Consider the following 15,578-nt stretch of genomic DNA (forward strand, 5'->3'; position numbering starts at 1 on the left):
TGGAGGCCCAGATGATCCCAGAGTCTTCGACGAAGAAGTCCCAGACCGCGCGCCGCATCTCACGGCGCGGATTTCTCACGGCTGCCGGTGGGTTGAGCGCGGCTCTCGCTTTTTCGGCGAGCCTCTCCGCATGTTCGGCGGATACCGCTCCGGCCAAGAAGCGCATCGAGGCGGGCATCTCGTATTCCCTCTCCACCGGATTCGACCCGATGATCACCACGAGTGCAGCGGCCATGGCCGCAAACCTGCATATCTTCGAGGGTCTCGTTGATCTCCACCCAGCGACCCGAAAGCCGTACCTTGCTCTGGCTTCTGAGATGCCCCGGGAAATCGACGAGCGTACCTACGAGGTGCCGTTGCGCCAAGGTGCCCATTTCCACGACGGTTCCCCCGTCACCGTTGACGACGTCGTGTACTCCTTCACGAGGGTCCTCAACCCGGAGAATGCATCGACGTTGCTCCAACTCGTCGATTTCATCGACGGCGTCGAACCCCACGGGGACAAAGCAGTCCGGTTCCACCTGAAGAACCCCTTCCCGCTGTTTGCCGAGCGCATCTCGTGCATCAAAATCGTGCCGAAGGCCGTGATCGAGAAAGATCCGAAGGGATTCGACGCCCAACCGGTGGGCTCGGGACCGTACAAATTCGTCCGGGCTCTCAAGGACAACCGTATAGAATTCAGCGGATTCGCCGACTACAACGGTCAGTACAAGGCCACCGTGGACGAAATGATTTGGTACCTGCTCTCCGACTCCGCGGCTCGTGTGACCGCGCAGGACTCGGACCGGGTACAGGCCATCGAGGATGTCCCGTACCTCGACGCCGAATGGCTCCAGAAGAGATCGAGCCTCGAACAGGTGCCCTCGTTCGGCCTCTTGTTCATGATGTTCAATCTCCAGAAGCCGCCGTTCGACGACGTCCGTGTACGCCAAGCCCTGCATTACGGCCTGGACACCGAGCTGGTCATCGAGCGGGGGTTACTGGGGCACGCGAGCGCCGCGACTTCATTCGTTCACAAAGAGCATCCGGACTACGTCAAAGCCTCTACGGTCTACGACTACGACCTCGACAAGGCGTCTCAGCTCCTGCACCAGGCAGGCGTGGACAAGCTCGATTTCACGGTTCATACCACCGATACCTCGTGGGTCAAGGACGTCATGCCCGTGATCCTCGAATCCTGGAACAAGATCCCCGGTGTCTCGGTGAACATGCAGGCCATGCAGTCGGGGGCCCTGTACGCGCAGTACGTGGACACAGGCAATTACCAACTGTGCGTGGCCCCCGGTGACCCATCGGTCTACGGCAACGACATGGACCTGTTGCTCTCCTGGTGGTTCCGGGGCAAGACCTGGGCAGACAAGCGATTCCACTGGGCCGGCACGCCGGAACACGACCAAACCCTGGACCTCATGGACCGTGCGGTGCAGACCAGCGATCGGGATGAAGCCCTGCGACTGTGGGGTCAAGCCATCGACATCATGGCCGAGCAAGTCCCGCTCTATCCCATTTTCCACCGCAATTTGCCGACGGCCTGGCACGGAACCGACCTCAAGGGCTTCAAACCGCTGCCGACCACGGGCCTCTCTTTCCTCGGTGTAGAGCGGAACTGACCCAGCCAACTTCTCCCGCATACGATCCAAGGAGGATTTCTCGTGGGGAACATACTCAGACTTTTCGGGCGACGAATCATCGCCCTCCCCTTCATGATCCTGGGCATTACGCTGCTCGTGTTCATCGTGCTGCACTTCTCGCCCGGTGACCAGGCAACGGCCGCCCTCGGAGAAAACGCCAGCGCGGATGCCAAGGATGCGTACCGGGAAGAACACGGGCTCAACCAGCCGATGATCGTCCAGTACCTGACCTTCCTCGGTCGGTTGTGCACCCTGAACTTCGGTGTCACGACTCCGCCTGAGTCACCGATCTCGACCATGATTGCGGGGGCCTTCCCGGTCACGCTTCAACTGACCCTCTGGGGCGTCGTCATCGCTGCGGTGGTCTCCCTGGTCCTGGGCATCATCGCTGCTCTGTGCCGGGACCGGTGGCCGGACCAACTGATCCGCGTATTCTCGATCGCCGCGGTCGCCACGCCGTCCTTCTGGCTCGGAATCCTGCTCATCCAGTGGTTCGCCGTCGGGTGGCGCATTCTTCCCTCCGGTGGATACACCTCCTTCTTCGACAGTCCGAGCAAGTACTTCACCTCGATGCTGATGCCTTCCGTGGCTCTGGCCATTCCGGTGTGCGCGTCCCTCATCCGGGTGGTTCGCACCTCGATGGTTGAGGAACTGGACAAGGACTACGTGCGGACGGCCATCGGCAACGGCGTCCCGCGCGGCGAAGTCCTCCGGACGAATGTTCTGCGCAATGCCCTGGTGACTCCAGTGACGGTGCTCGGCCTGCGCATCGGTTACCTCTTAGGCGGTGCCGTGGTGATCGAGATGATCTTCTCGATGCCGGGCATGGGCCAGCTGATTCTCAACGGAATCACCAACCAGGACATCAACCTGGTTCAAGGCGTCGTCGTCACCATTGCCGTCACCTTCGTGCTGGTCAACATCGTCGTCGACCTGCTCTATCTGCTCATCAACCCTCGCATTAGGACGGTGTGACCATGAGATTCAAGCTCGCCGACCGACTCTCCCAGCCCGGGATTCGATTCCGCAGGATGCCATGGGGATCCAAGGTCGCCACAGTATTCCTGATCCTGATAGCGCTCGCCGCGATTTTCGCCCCACTCATCGCACCACACGACCCTTTGCAGACCGGAGCGGGAGTGCCTCAGGGCCCCAGTTGGGACCACCTGTTCGGCACGGACCGACTCAATCGGGATATCTTCTCGCGTCTGCTCTACGGTGCCCGCAGCTCACTCGTCATCGGATTGGGCTCGGTTGCCTTGGCTCTGATCCTTGGCGGGATCCTCGGGGCCATCGCCGCGACGGGACGTCGCTGGGTCAACGAGGGGATCATGCGAATCATGGACGTCATCATGGCGTTCCCCGGTATTGCGCTCGCCGCCGTTCTCCTGTCCACAATGGGCAATTCGATTCCCGTGATCATCCTGTCGATCGCGATCATCTATACACCTCAGCTGGCCAGGGTGGTACGCGCCAATATCCTGACCCAGTGGAATGAGGACTACGTCCGCGCGGAGCGCATCATCGGTGCGAAGCGCGCATTCATTCTGGCCAAGCACGTGCTTCGCAACAGCGCGGCTCCCGTTCTAGTCTTTGCGACGGTCATGGTCGCGGATGCCATCATCTTCGAGGCCTCGCTGTCATTCTTGGGAGCGGGCATCCAAGACCCGGACCCGAGCTGGGGAAATGTCATTTCCTACGGACGAAATGTGGTTCTTGCGGGTGCCTGGTGGGCCACTACCTTCGCTGGTATCACGATTTTGCTGACGGTCCTCGCCCTGAACGTTCTGTCCGAGGGAATGACCGATGCGATGGCCAATCCGCGATTGCGAGCCCAAGCGGCATCCTCGGAAGCGACCTCACCTCGCAGCGAAACCGTCCAACCCAGGACCGAAGCCATATTTGCGGCGGAGTCCTCACGGGCCGTCCCGACGTCGAACATTCAGACGGTCAGCCCCCGTGGCAAGTCTTTGCTGGACGAGCAGCTTGCGGCTCTGGCGGCGGCGGAATCACGGCGGGGCGATCGGTTGGCTCCCGATCCCCATGCGAAGCCGTTGTTGGAGGTCAAGGACCTCTCGATTTCCTTCCCTGACAGATACGGGGACACCAAGGTCGTTCGCGATCTCAGCTTCTCGGTCGCCCCGGGCGAAACCATGGGGTTGGTCGGAGAATCCGGGTCGGGTAAATCGATTACGTCTTTGGCCATCATGGGGCTTCAAGCGACCAACGCGGTCGTCACCGGATCGATCCTCTTCGGTGGGAAAGAGCTGGTACCTTCCAAACCGGGTCAGCAAGCCCTGGACCGCACCTTTGCCGGACTTCGTGGAGAACAGATCGCCATGATTTACCAGGACGCCTTATCCTCCCTGAACCCTTCGATGCTCATCAAGGATCAGATGGAACAACTGACCAAGCGCGGCGGGCGCATGAAGCCGAACGAGCTCTTGCGGCTCGTGCAGCTGGACCCGGATCGGACCCTCAAGAGCTATCCTCACGAGTTGTCCGGTGGACAGCGGCAGCGCGTGCTCATTGCGATGGCATTGTCCCGTTCACCCAAACTCGTCGTCGCGGACGAGCCGACGACGGCCCTTGACGTCACAGTGCAGCGCCAGGTGGTCGACTTGCTGCTCGACCTGCAGAAGCAGCTCGGCTTCGCGATGATTTTCGTCAGCCATGATCTCGCTCTGGTCGGGTCCCTGGCCCACCGGGTGACGGTCATGTACGCGGGACAGGTCGTCGAAACCGGCAGTACGACGGAGGTCCTGTCCGATCCCCGACACGAATACACACAGGGTCTGCTCGGCTCAGTTCTGTCCATCGAGTCGTCGGCCGAACGCCTTTACCAAATCCCGGGGACAGTTCCCAGCCCGCGTGAATTCGCACCCGGCGACCGATTCGCTCCCAGATCGCAAAGGCCCGACGCCAATCCGCTGGCGCCCCTGCATATGGAGCAGATCGGCGGATCGGACCATTATTGGGCGACCAACGCTCCGACGAACGGATCCGCTACCGTCAAAATCATTCAAGGAGCTGACTCATGAGTGCCACGGCATCCCGGACGGACGAAGCTGTTCTGTCCCTCAAGGACCTGAAGGTTCATTTCACGACGCGCACCGGGTCCCTGTTCAAACGCAACGTCGTCAAAGCCGTCGACGGAATCTCCCTGGACGTCCTGAGCGGTCGTACCGTAGGCGTTGTCGGGGAATCCGGATCGGGCAAGACGACCCTCGCCAACGTCATCGTGGGCCTCCAAGAGCCCACGGACGGTGAGCTGCTGTACCGCGGAAAACCCGTGGGCACGGGGGCCGCGGACCGCAAGAAATTCGGCAAAGCCGTCACCATGATTTTCCAGAACGCCTCGACCGCGTTGAATCCCCGAATGACCACGCACGACATCGTCAAGGACCCCATGGACGTGCACGGGATGGGGGCCGCATCCGGCCGCTCGGACCGTGTGTACGAGCTGCTCGATCTGGTCGGGCTTCCGACCTCGGCGGCCGAAGCCGTACCCGCTCAGCTCTCGGGTGGTCAGCGGCAGCGCGTGGCCATCGCCCGAGCGCTCGCCCTCGACCCGGAGGTCATCGTGGCCGACGAGCCAACGAGCGCCCTGGACGTCTCCGTCCGTGCTCAGGTGCTCAACCTGCTCATCGATCTGAAGAAGGAACTCAATCTGGGAATGGTGTTCATCTCTCACGATATTCAGACCGTCCGCCATATTTCCGACGATCTCTTGGTCATGACCAAGGGCCAGGCCGTCGAACAAGGAGAGGCGGACGAAGTCCTGAGAAACCCATCGCACGACTACACACGGTCACTGCTCCACGCCGCGCCGAGCCTTCTCAACCTTCGAGCCCCATAACAGCCCCGGCCACCGGGGCCGGTCTTGAACCCGGATCATCAGCAACACAACCATCAGGAGTAAATTTCGTGTCTGTAACCCCCGCATTCCACGGCGTCATCCCGCCCGTGATCACCCCTCGCACCAGCGATGGCGAGATCGACCGCCAGGGCCTGGAAAGGGTCGTTCGCCATCTGATCGACGGGGGAGTCCACGGGTTGTTCATGCTCGGTTCCTCGGCCGAGACCCCCTACATGAGTGACGACGAGCGACGCATCGTCGTCGAGCTGACCGCCGAATTCGCGAATGGTTCCGTACCGGTCATCGTCGGCGCCAACGACCAGACCCCCGTTCGCGTGGCCGACGAAGCACGCCGTATGAGCGATTTCGGTGCGGACGCCGTCGTCGTTTCGAGTCCCTATTACATCATCACCGACCCGCGCGAGATCCTCGAGCACTTCCGCATTGTGCGAGAAGCCGTGGATGTCCCGGTTTTCGCGTACAACGTTCCGGTCCGCACACACATCCCCTTGGGTACGGACGTCCTGGCACAGTTGGCCGAAGAAGGCACGATCATCGGGGTCAAGGATTCGGCGAACGATGACATTGCGTTCCGCCAATTGCGTCTCGCTACCCGCCATATCGAAGGTTTCTCGCTCTTTACCGGGCACGAGATCGTATGCGACGGAGCAATGCTCTCAGGTGCCGACGGGTTGGTGCCGGGACTGGGCAATGTCGATCCCGCGGGGTACGTTCGGTTGTACGAGGCAGCCGTCGCCGGAGACTGGGACGCAGCTCGTCGCGAGCAGGATCGCCTGGCCGACCTCTTCACGATAGTGACCTGCGCGGACGCCACGCGGGTCTCCGGGGGCGCCGCCGGCGTGGGTGCATTCAAAACCGCCCTCGTGGAACTCGGCGTGTTCTCGTCGAATACAATGTCCAAGCCCATGGCGGCGCTCAACAATCAGGAAGCCGCCTCGATTCGAGAAATTTTGGAAAGGACCGGTCTTCTATGACCCATGCCGCGGTTGCCCTGGACCTGGGTGGAACGAAGACGGCGGGAGCTCTCATTACAGCGACCGGGGAGATCCTGGGGCAAACTGCTGAGCCGACCCCCGCGCAAGAAGGACCCCCAGCCGTTCTGGCCGCGGCGGCGTCGGTCTCCAAGACGTTGCTGCGGAAAGCCGATGAGCTCGGCCTCGAGGTGCGGCCGATCCTGGGCATCGGTTCGGCGGGAGTGATCGACCCCCATACCGGCCAAGTCGTTTCTGCGACACCGAATATTCGCGGGTGGACGGGGACCTCATTGTCCAAGGAACTGAGCGCGCTCCTCGCTGACGTGCCGGGACGACCGATCCAGGTTGTTCGGCCCGTGAACGATGTTCACGCGCATGCTTTGGGTGAGGCCCTGTACCGGCGCAACAACGGGATGTCGGCGCGAGGAACGATGTTTCTCGTCGCATTCGGCACGGGAGTCGGCGGAGCCATGCTGATCGATGGGAAGCCGCAAGTGGGCAGGCATTTCGTCGCGGGCCACGTGGGAATGATCCCGATGCCTCACCATCCTGACGCGGAGATCTTCGCCGCGGGTTCCAAAACCCCGGAACACATGATCCTCGAGGATGCGTGTGGCGGGGTCTCCTTCGCGGACGCCTATCGCAGCGTCGGCGGGGATCGTGACGTCCGCACAGCCCGGGATGTCTTCGCGAACGCGGCGGACGACGCGGCAGCTCAGAAGGTCATCCGCGTTTCGGCGGAAATCGCAGGGGCCTTCCTGGGCGGCATCGTGAACATGATCGATCCGGACGAACTCGTGCTCTCCGGCGGCATTGCCGACTCGGGGCCCCTGTGGTGGGACCCGATGATCAAGACCTTTGAAGCCGTAAGGTTGCCCGGAATCGAGACCGTTCCGGCAGCGGCGTCCTCGGGCGGGTTGGCGGCGTTGCTGGGTGCAGCATCGTTGGCCTGGTCGGACGAGAACCCGGCCTCCCCGAATACCTGAACAACGCCTCAGCGGCGGAAAGGAATCCTCCATGCTTCTCACGAATGAGCAGCTCCAGAATCTCCGCGGGCGTCTGATCGTCTCGGCGCAGGCCTACCCTGGGGAAGCTATGCGGGATCCGCGGACCATGGCGCAGGTCGCTCAATCGGCCGTCGTCGGAGGAGCGGCGGCCATCAGGGTCCAGGGAATCGCGGATATCCAGCACACCCGATCCGCGGTAGAGGTGCCGGTGATCGGATTGTTCAAGGACGGGCACGAAGGCGTCTTCATCACCCCGACCCTTCACCACGCTCTGGCGGTCGCCCAAGCGGGTGCGCATATCGTCGCCATCGACGGAACACGCAGGAACCGGCCTGACGGGCGGAGTCTGCACGAGACGATTGCCGCCTTGCACGAGCAGTCGGCGGCCAAAGTCATGGCCGATTGCGGCTCCCTCGATGACGCCCTCGCCGCGGTCGATGCAGGGGCCGACATCGTGGGGACAACCCTGGCCGGTTATACCGGGGAACGAGCCAAAACTGACGGACCGGACCTGGAGCTCATTTCCTCGATCGCAGAAGCACAGACTGGGAAGATGCTCATTGCCGAAGGCCGCATCCATTCCCCAGCCCAGGCGGCCGCGGCCCTCGGCGCAGGGGCGGATTCCGTGGTCGTGGGCACCGCGATCACCCACCCGGCCAGCATTACGTCGTGGTTCGTCGATGCGCTGAGGTGACGGTGCGCTCATCACGACCTTGAGGCTCGACCTGCCAATCGGGCCGGTGGTCCCGGACGAAGTCGTAGTACTCGCGATTTTTCAAGCCGGAGGCGGCGGCTTCGTCCACGACGACGACCGCCCTGCGGTGCAATTGAAGCGCCGAGGCGGGGCAGAACGCTCCCATAGGGCCCTCAGCCATTGCGGCGACCGCATCGGCCTTGCCCTCGCCCGTCGCGACGAGCAGGGCAACGCGGGAATCCAGGATGGTACCGATCCCCTGGGTGATGCAATGAGTGGGCACCTGAGAGAGATCATTGTCGAAGAACCGTGCGTTGTCTTTGCGCGTCTTGGGAGTCAGCGTCTTGACCCGCGTCCGTCCCGACAAGGAAGAGCTTGGCTCATTGAATCCGATGTGTCCGTTGGCTCCAATGCCGAGGATCTGGATGTCCACTCCGCCGGCTTCACGAATCTGGGCCTCGTAGTCCTCGCAAGCCGCCAGGATGTCGTGCGCGTGTCCGCTGGGGACATGCACGAGGTTCGGGTCGAGCTCGAGTCGCTCGGTCACGTCCCTCCGCACGACCTCGGCATAGCTTTGCGGGTGCCCTTCGTCCAACCCCACATACTCATCGAGGGCGAAAGCGCTGACCTGCGACATGTCGAGACCGGTCCGGACCTTCCGTTCCAAAGCCTGATAAGTAGGCACTGGACTCGAGCCGGTTGCGACGCCCAGAACGGCGTCCGGCTTATTCTCGATGAGTGCGACAATGCGTCGGGCGGCGTACTCGCCCACGGCTTCCGGGTTCGGGGTAACGATGATCTCCATGACTTCAGCCTACTCCCCTGAGCACCTATTGGTACGTACCAATTATCAAATGTCACGAAAAAGTGTATGTTTGGTTCGTACCAATATATTTTCGGTGGGTGATATTCGGCGATGACTCCTCATGATGTCCGGGCAAAGCCCAAGTACGTCTCGTTGGCTGCGGACTTGGAAACCGAGGTCATTTCTGCGCTGGAGCCTCATCAGGCTCTTCCTACCGAGAGGGACTTGCAGGAACGCTATGATGTGAGCCGGGCGACCGTGCGCCGGGCCATAGGTCATCTCGTCGCTTCCGGTGCCGTCTATGCGGTTCGTGGGTCGGGAACCTATGTTGCGGACCCCAGTCTGATTCGCAAGGACCTGCGGCTGACTTCTTTCTCGCAGGATATGGCGGAACGAGGTCATCGGCCGACCAGCGAGCCTTTGGGCAACGATGTCGTCCGAGCCGACGCCGACCTCGCCGTGAAACTCAGGATTTCGGAGGGCGAGGACGTTGGGCGCGTGTACCGTTTGCGCCTCGCCGATGGTGCGCCCATGGCCATTGAGCTATCTTTCATTCCGTTGGCCGTGCTGGGGGGCCATTTGCCCGATCCCAACGGCTCGCTCGACCGGCAATTGGCGCGAGAGGGTCACCGGGCGGAATCTGCACGGCAAGCGATTCGGGCGGTTAACCTCAGCCTGGAGGAAGCGAATCTTCTGTCCCAGCCTGTCGGCGCGGCGGCATTGCGTGTGGAGCGTATCGCCTTCGACGCGGCGGGAACCCCCGTCGAAACCACGGAGACCACCTATCGCGCGGACCGGTACGGCTTCGACCTCACTGTTGTCCGCACACCGAAGGATTGAGTTTGATGACTCTGCTGATCCATTCCGCGCACCCGACCCAAGTTTTGCGGGATCTCCCGGTCCTATCTCATCTGCCCCGAGCGGCCCTGCGTGGTGACTCCGGAACGGTCTGGATCGTGGTCGACGAGGACGGTCAACCCGTCCGTGGCGGTCTCGGCGATTCTTTTCGCGGTCTGCCCGAGATCGATGCGGTTGCTACCCGTGTGGATGCGACGGGCTTGTACCTGACGGCACCCTTTACCGATATTCATTCGCACGGGGCTGGAGGGTACGCGTACGAGGAGGTCGAGAGTCTCCCGGCATCGTTGAAGGTGCATCGGGAGCACGGTACGGGAAGGGCCGTGGCATCCCTGGTTGCCAATCCGCTGAAAGAACTCGAGGCATCGTGTCGGAGAATCGCCACGGTAATCGAGTCGGGTGATGGCGTTCCGGAGGGTGTGAGGCTGGAAGGGATTCACGCCGAGGGCCCATGGCTATCCCCGACGCACAAAGGTGCTCACCGTGAGGATTTCCTTCATGGCGCGTCCCTCGACGAAGCGAAGCGGCTGGTCGAGGCGGCCGGGGGATACCTCCGTCAGGTGACGCTGGCCCCCGAATACGACGAGGATCTGGCCGTTACTCGGTACCTTGTGGATCAAGGAGTGCGAGTGGCGGTGGGGCACACGAATGCTGACTATGCGACAGCCCGTCGAGCATTCGACGCCGGGGCGTCGATTCTGACGCACGCGTTCAACGCCATGAACGGCATCCATCACCGGCGCCCGGGTCCAGTGATGGCTGCCATGGAATCGCCACACGTTTACGCAGAAGTGATTGCCGACGGTGTTCACGTGGCCCCCGAGGTGATCGCCATGCTGTTCCGGTCTCTGCCCGAAAGGGTCTTGCTCATTACGGATGCCATGTCCGCGACAGGCCAGTCCGACGGGGAGTATCGGTTGGGCTCATTGGATGTGCATGTTGAGGCCGGGATCGCCCGCCTGGCAACTCAAGACGGTAGCCAAGGGGCGATCGCTGGCTCGACCCTGACCATGGACCAGGCCGTGCGCACGGTTGTTTCCGCTGGGGTCAGTATCAACGAAGCACTAATCGCGGCCTCGACCCGGCCGGCTAGAGCTCTGGGATTGCCGCCGTGGGGTCAGGGCCTTTCGGTTCAGCTTCTGGATTCGAAACTGAACCCAGTTCCGGGGGTTATTCCCAGAACATCGATTCGACGTCCACGCCCCTGATCATGAGCTCTTCCTGGAGAGCATCTCGGCATTCTATGGGCAGGGCCAGGGAGCCGACCGAGTCATCCGGCCCGATGTACGGCGTGACCTGGTCGAAACCAATCCGGAAGCGGGCAAGGGAACGGCAGAGTTCCATGATGTCGGAGAGGTCGTCTTCGGCCGCGAACACCCAGAAGGAATCTGCTTCGGTGAGTTGGAACAGGCCCACCGGATAACCGCGGCCGTCTACGGAACGACGTCGAACCCAACCGCCAGGTCCTCCCGGGCCCAGCGGGGGGCATACGGGATCGAAGTACCACGACTGGGCACGGGACAACCATTCGGGCACGTGAGGTGCGTACACAACGGCCTCCTCGCCCTCGGGCCATTCGGTCTGTTGGAAAATCGCCGATTCGATGGCATTCCAGAAGACCCGCTCGTCGCCTTCAATGCCGACGCTGTTCATGTCTTCGGGCTCGGGATCCGGGTCGAAGTCGAGGGGATCTTCCTCTCCCGTGTCCCAGTAGGTGGTGCGTGTCGCCAGATCCGCCGTGAGAAGGAACGTCTCAACCTGTTTCAGGTACTCGGGATCCCCCAAGACGACCGTTTGCTCGTCGAAATGGAAGATGTAGGGAGTCCGGGCTTTAAAACTCGGGTTGATGTTTATCATCCCTTCCTCCTGGTTGTGTCCGTGGGGTTCTAGATTATTATTCATGGATCATCCCTTCTTTGTCCCGCGTGCTCCCTGAGAGCGGAAGTTCGTTCCATCGTGCGGCGTCCCGACGAAGGGCCGTGAAACCGCCGAGAATCGACAGCGATTCCGGGTTGGTCGGCCAATAATCTGTGAGGCTGGGGGAGCTGACGATCACCGCCGCCCATTGTCCACGGGAAACGGCTACGTTGAGTCGGTTGGGTGACAAGAGAAAATCCATCCCCCGAGGCACTTCGTCTGCAGAAGAAGCCGCCATTGAAATAATGACTATCGGCGCTTCCTGGCCTTGAAACCGATCGACGGTACCCACCCGGACCCCCGTTTCATCCGGATGCGAAAGCCCCGCTTTTTCCAGGGCGTCACGAATGACTTCCACTTGGGCGTTGTAGGCAGCCACGACGAGGACATCCTCAGGTTCCAACGGCCTGAGCGCTTGGTCCGGCGCATCACTCCAGCTCCTTCCGATGAATTGTCTCGCGAGCTCCACGACCTGGTGAGCTTCCTCCGGAGAGGACGTCGCATTCCCTACGTGTGGAACGTCGAGACGATACACGCCTGGGCGGGTATCTGTCAGCACCCGCCGAGCCGCAGCATGTGCGGACCGAAGCTTGCCTTGGTATGACAGCTTGGAGACCGGTCCGCACAGTTGTGGATGCATTCGCCATGACGAGTCGAGAAAGTACCCGAATTCGGGTGGCAGGGTGCGCTCGCCCGCGGAGAGCCAACCCAAAGCTGATTCGTCGACAGGATACGGATGACTTCCCTGGGTGACTTGAGGCAATTGCTGAGGATCGCCCAGCAGAAGCATGTTGCGCGCGGCCCGAGAGACGGCCAGCATATTGGCCAGGGAGTACTGCCCGGCCTCGTCGATGACGAGAAGGTCCAGGCTCCCCGGGGCAAAACGGTCTTGGTTCGCGAAGTCCCAGGCCGTGCCGCCGTACACTCGCCCCTCGCCTGGCCCCGAGTCGGGAGGCATTGCTTCCGCCAAGAATGAGGAAATCTCCTTGGGCGAGATTTCCCGCCAAGGAACTTGAGGAGAAATCGCATCTCCTTGTGGGCGTGCTTTCTTGGCTTTGGCGATGGCCGCCGCGGGGACGCCTCCGTTGGTGATGCAGCCACGCAGCAGATTTTCGATGACGGCGTGCGATTGGGCGACTACCCCGATGGTCCACCCCTCGGTCACCAGACGTCCGATCACATGAGATCCCACGTACGATTTCCCGGTTCCGGGCGGGCCCTGAACCGCAATGTAGGAGTCGTCCAGCCGCGAGACCGCCGCGTGGATCGCATCTGCCATGGGGATCTTCCCGTCTCCCCAGCCCGGGTCGTTTGCTCGTGGAAGGGCTGCCCCGCCGACGAGCCGTGGCCGCCTGCGGGCCAGGATGTCCAATCCCGCTGCCCGAGGTAACTGGGGGAGGGCCGCGTCGACTTCCTCCGCGAGAGCCGCGAGCGAATCTTCCTGGGCCGCAGTGCGAATGGGCGCCGAGGGGGTCGACGCCATTGGAATCTGGTCGAAGGGCTCCGTGCCTTGAGGACGGGATTCGATCATCCGGATGCGGACCAGTCCAGGGGACGAAGCGGGCTCCAGGGATTCTACGGTCAGCCGAGCATCGCTGGCGCGCGAAACGACCGGTTGTTGCCCTCCGGACCGAGCCTCGATACGTTGCTGGGCTTCGAGCGCCTTGTTTTCCAAGTACGGTGGTAGCGGAGCTTCGTACATAGCGAAGAGCCCTGAGTCTCCGGGCTTCAGTCCGGAACCCTCCGCGAGGCGGGCCGTTCCGGCGAGGACGCGCTTTTCGACCTTCGACCGAGGTGAAGCCTTGTGCCAATCCTCTTCCACACTCATCCGCTCGAAGACCACGACGTCTCGCTGCGATTCCCAGTCCGAAACGGGAGCCGTGAGTCGGTCGAAGTGAGCCCACCAGAATTGTTTCCGTTCGCGTCGGTGATAACCGGTAGCGCTGGAGACCATAGCGACCGCCCGGACCGTGTCCCTCAGCTCTCCCGGGGAGAGCGCGGTGGACTCGGGCGTGGCTGTCTCCACGAAGTGGTTCAGCGACAATTCGACGGGTGTCTCGCGCGCGGACTCGATCGTTTCCGGTTCGACCTGAGTCCCGGGCAATTGGGGCGGCCGGCTCACTTCTTCGGTCGCGGAACGAGAGACGAGAGAGAGCAACCAGTTGCGGAGCTTGAGAGTCGACAGGCAATCGTATCGGTTGTAGTCGCTGATCGAACTCAGAACGGAATTCGCATGCTCGTTCTCACCCGTATCGCGAGCCAAGCAATAATCGGCGTAGGCCACGACCGAGGCCGCGGCGTTGGTGACATCCCCCATGCGGAGCTGATCGCCCATGTAGAGCGGTTCCAATTTCTTGATCGAATACGAGCCCTGCGAAATGCGCAAACTCGCGCGGACGGACTCGTAGAGATCCACAAGGACCTCTTCGCGAAGGAGGTCGTCGACTTCTTCCTCCCCGACGCCGTGCCGGGCCGCGAGGTCTCGCAGTGCACGTTTCTCGTAATTGGCATAGTGGTAGATCTTCATACCGGGATAACGCTGCCGACGTTCACTGACGTACTGCAGAAAATCGAGAAGAGCCTGCTTCTCTTCTTCCCGGGAGTGCGCCCAGAACGGCACGAACGCGGGTTCTTCAGCAGGGTCGAGCGGTGTCTCGATAAGGCCGAAAAGATACTCGATGCCCCATGAAGAATCATCAGGATCCTGCCACATGGGGTCGCCCTCGAAATCGAAGAATATGTCCCCGGGGTTGGCGGCCGGGATCCTTGTCAGGGGCGCGGAATCAGTGACCAGATAGGAAACACTCTGCTGGACTCCTTCCGCATCCGTATAAGTCACGGTCTTGTCCGGGACGGACAGTCCACATTGCATCGCCGCTTGATCCCGAGCGGAGCGAACAGGAGCGGGAAGGTCTCGGCCGCCCAGACCCGCCAAGTCCATCATGGTGCGTACGTCATAGCGTTGGCGTAGTTTTTTGCGCTGGGTCATGGACATCCCCGCAACCTTCAGGACGTCCTGGTGTTTCTCGATTTCGGCAAGGCAGTGGGGACACGTGCCGCAACGGGGCAGGGCCTCGTCCCACCAGTCGAGCGGAGCGGCTGATGGATTCATGCGATCCTGAGTCAGTGACTCGAAGCGGTCCCTGCGCTCTTGGTAAACCGCCATGAACTCCCCGACACTAAATGACGCCCGTTCCCGATTGCCGAGTATCAACGTGACCGTATCCGAGACCGGGATCCCCGCTTGCGCCAGTTGGTCCGCATAGGCGGCAAGCTGCAGTAATGCGGTGACCTTGGCGTGACGAGCCAGTTTGGTGTCGAAGACGGCGTATCTGCCGTCGGGCTCACGGACGAGAAAATCCGAACGACCGTGGAATCGGCCGTCGAAGAAAGATGCCTGAAAAACGACGTCAGCGCCCACGCGCAGAGCTGCAATGGATTCTTGGTGCTTTCGAAGAAGGGCCCCGCGGTCCAGGGTTCCGGCCGGCTCGACCTCATAGACCCCGCGGCCGGTGCTCCGATCGAAACGCCCGCATTGAGCGATCATGTCTTGCAGCACAGCGGCCTCGTGCTGATCTCCCAATCTGGAGGTGCGCTCGAGCATCGCGTCCTCTGGGGCACGGAAGCGGGGCAGGCGGCCTAGCTTTTCCTCCAAGATGTGTACTGTTGCCCACGGACATTCCGCGGCACGGACCAAATCCGAAGCAGAGTAGACCAAGGAACGATGAGAGCTCCCGGGGGTTTGGCCCGGGGCATCGACGAAGAACACAGCCACCTCCTGGTTCCGCCTCCGGCGTCGCGCGGGGCGTTGA

General features: G+C 61.9%; 12 protein-coding genes. 9 read left to right on the top strand and 3 right to left on the bottom strand.

Annotation, left to right across the window (positions count from 1 at the left end; all coding sequences use genetic code 11):
- The first annotated feature begins 11 nt into the window (after window positions 1-11).
- From EWR20_RS09360 to EWR20_RS09390, 7 genes are all read left to right on the top strand, one after another.
- Window positions 12-1,610: an ABC transporter substrate-binding protein gene (locus tag EWR20_RS09360; RefSeq protein ID WP_129360391.1), complete on the top strand. Its 1,599-nt coding sequence runs from the start codon at window positions 12-14 to the stop codon at window positions 1,608-1,610.
- A gap of 42 nt (window positions 1,611-1,652) precedes the next feature.
- On the top strand, window positions 1,653-2,606 hold the full coding sequence (locus EWR20_RS09365; RefSeq protein WP_129360392.1) for an ABC transporter permease: 954 nt from the start codon (window positions 1,653-1,655) through the stop codon (window positions 2,604-2,606).
- Window positions 2,607-2,608: 2 nt separating this feature from the next.
- Window positions 2,609-4,672, top strand: a complete 2,064-nt coding sequence (locus EWR20_RS09370; RefSeq protein WP_129360393.1) for a dipeptide/oligopeptide/nickel ABC transporter permease/ATP-binding protein — start codon at window positions 2,609-2,611, stop codon at window positions 4,670-4,672.
- A complete protein-coding gene (locus tag EWR20_RS09375) occupies window positions 4,669-5,490 on the top strand; it encodes an ATP-binding cassette domain-containing protein (RefSeq protein ID WP_129360394.1) in 822 nt (273 codons plus the stop codon). The genes EWR20_RS09370 and EWR20_RS09375 overlap by 4 nt, the downstream gene beginning before the upstream one ends.
- A 68-nt stretch (window positions 5,491-5,558) precedes the next feature.
- The gene (locus EWR20_RS09380; RefSeq protein WP_129360395.1) at window positions 5,559-6,485 is read left to right on the top strand and encodes a dihydrodipicolinate synthase family protein; all 927 of its coding nucleotides are present in this window, start codon (window positions 5,559-5,561) and stop codon (window positions 6,483-6,485) included.
- Window positions 6,482-7,471 carry an ROK family protein gene (locus tag EWR20_RS09385; protein ID WP_129360396.1) on the top strand — a complete coding sequence of 330 codons (990 nt, stop codon included), beginning with the start codon at window positions 6,482-6,484 and terminating at the stop codon, window positions 7,469-7,471. The genes EWR20_RS09380 and EWR20_RS09385 overlap by 4 nt, the downstream gene beginning before the upstream one ends.
- Window positions 7,472-7,502: 31 nt before the next feature.
- Entirely contained in the window at window positions 7,503-8,186 is a 684-nt protein-coding gene (locus tag EWR20_RS09390; RefSeq protein WP_129360397.1) for an N-acetylmannosamine-6-phosphate 2-epimerase, read from the top strand.
- On the opposite strand, the gene nagB is transcribed toward EWR20_RS09390, so the two are convergent.
- Window positions 8,155-8,991: a glucosamine-6-phosphate deaminase gene (gene nagB, locus EWR20_RS09395; RefSeq protein WP_129360398.1), complete on the bottom strand. Its 837-nt coding sequence runs from the start codon at window positions 8,989-8,991 to the stop codon at window positions 8,155-8,157. The two genes, EWR20_RS09390 and nagB, sit on opposite strands and share 32 nt — an antisense overlap.
- Window positions 8,992-9,102: 111 nt before the next feature.
- On the opposite strand from nagB, the gene EWR20_RS09400 reads away from it, so the two are divergent.
- Window positions 9,103-9,831, top strand: a complete 729-nt coding sequence (locus tag EWR20_RS09400; RefSeq protein ID WP_129360399.1) for a GntR family transcriptional regulator — start codon at window positions 9,103-9,105, stop codon at window positions 9,829-9,831.
- Between the two features lie 5 nt (window positions 9,832-9,836).
- On the top strand, window positions 9,837-11,057 hold the full coding sequence (locus tag EWR20_RS09405; protein ID WP_129360400.1) for an N-acetylglucosamine-6-phosphate deacetylase: 1,221 nt from the start codon (window positions 9,837-9,839) through the stop codon (window positions 11,055-11,057).
- Here the strand turns inward: EWR20_RS09405 and EWR20_RS09410 are convergent.
- The gene (locus EWR20_RS09410) at window positions 11,020-11,751 is read right to left on the bottom strand and encodes a hypothetical protein (protein WP_129360401.1); all 732 of its coding nucleotides are present in this window, start codon (window positions 11,749-11,751) and stop codon (window positions 11,020-11,022) included. The genes EWR20_RS09405 and EWR20_RS09410 overlap by 38 nt on opposite strands.
- Window positions 11,744-15,535: a TM0106 family RecB-like putative nuclease gene (locus EWR20_RS09415; protein WP_129360402.1), complete on the bottom strand. Its 3,792-nt coding sequence runs from the start codon at window positions 15,533-15,535 to the stop codon at window positions 11,744-11,746. The genes EWR20_RS09410 and EWR20_RS09415 overlap by 8 nt, the downstream gene beginning before the upstream one ends.
- Window positions 15,536-15,578: the final 43 nt, after the last annotated feature.

This window comes from Rothia uropygioeca (assembly GCF_004136585.1).
GTDB lineage: Bacteria > Actinomycetota > Actinomycetes > Actinomycetales > Micrococcaceae > Rothia.

Bases quoted from the DNA above. Each gene is read 5' to 3' on its own strand.
- EWR20_RS09360 (WP_129360391.1), top strand. From the start codon at position 12: ATGATCCCAGAGTCTTCGACGAAGAAGTCCCAGACCGCGCGCCGCATC.
- EWR20_RS09370 (WP_129360393.1), top strand. From the start codon at position 2,609: ATGAGATTCAAGCTCGCCGACCGACTCTCCCAGCCCGGGATTCGATTC.
- EWR20_RS09375 (WP_129360394.1), top strand. From the start codon at position 4,669: ATGAGTGCCACGGCATCCCGGACGGACGAAGCTGTTCTGTCCCTCAAG.
- EWR20_RS09385 (WP_129360396.1), top strand. From the start codon at position 6,482: ATGACCCATGCCGCGGTTGCCCTGGACCTGGGTGGAACGAAGACGGCG.
- EWR20_RS09390 (WP_129360397.1), top strand. From the start codon at position 7,503: ATGCTTCTCACGAATGAGCAGCTCCAGAATCTCCGCGGGCGTCTGATC.
- nagB (WP_129360398.1), bottom strand. From the start codon at position 8,991: ATGGAGATCATCGTTACCCCGAACCCGGAAGCCGTGGGCGAGTACGCC.
- EWR20_RS09400 (WP_129360399.1), top strand. From the start codon at position 9,103: ATGACTCCTCATGATGTCCGGGCAAAGCCCAAGTACGTCTCGTTGGCT.
- EWR20_RS09405 (WP_129360400.1), top strand. From the start codon at position 9,837: ATGACTCTGCTGATCCATTCCGCGCACCCGACCCAAGTTTTGCGGGAT.
- EWR20_RS09410 (WP_129360401.1), bottom strand. From the start codon at position 11,751: ATGAATAATAATCTAGAACCCCACGGACACAACCAGGAGGAAGGGATG.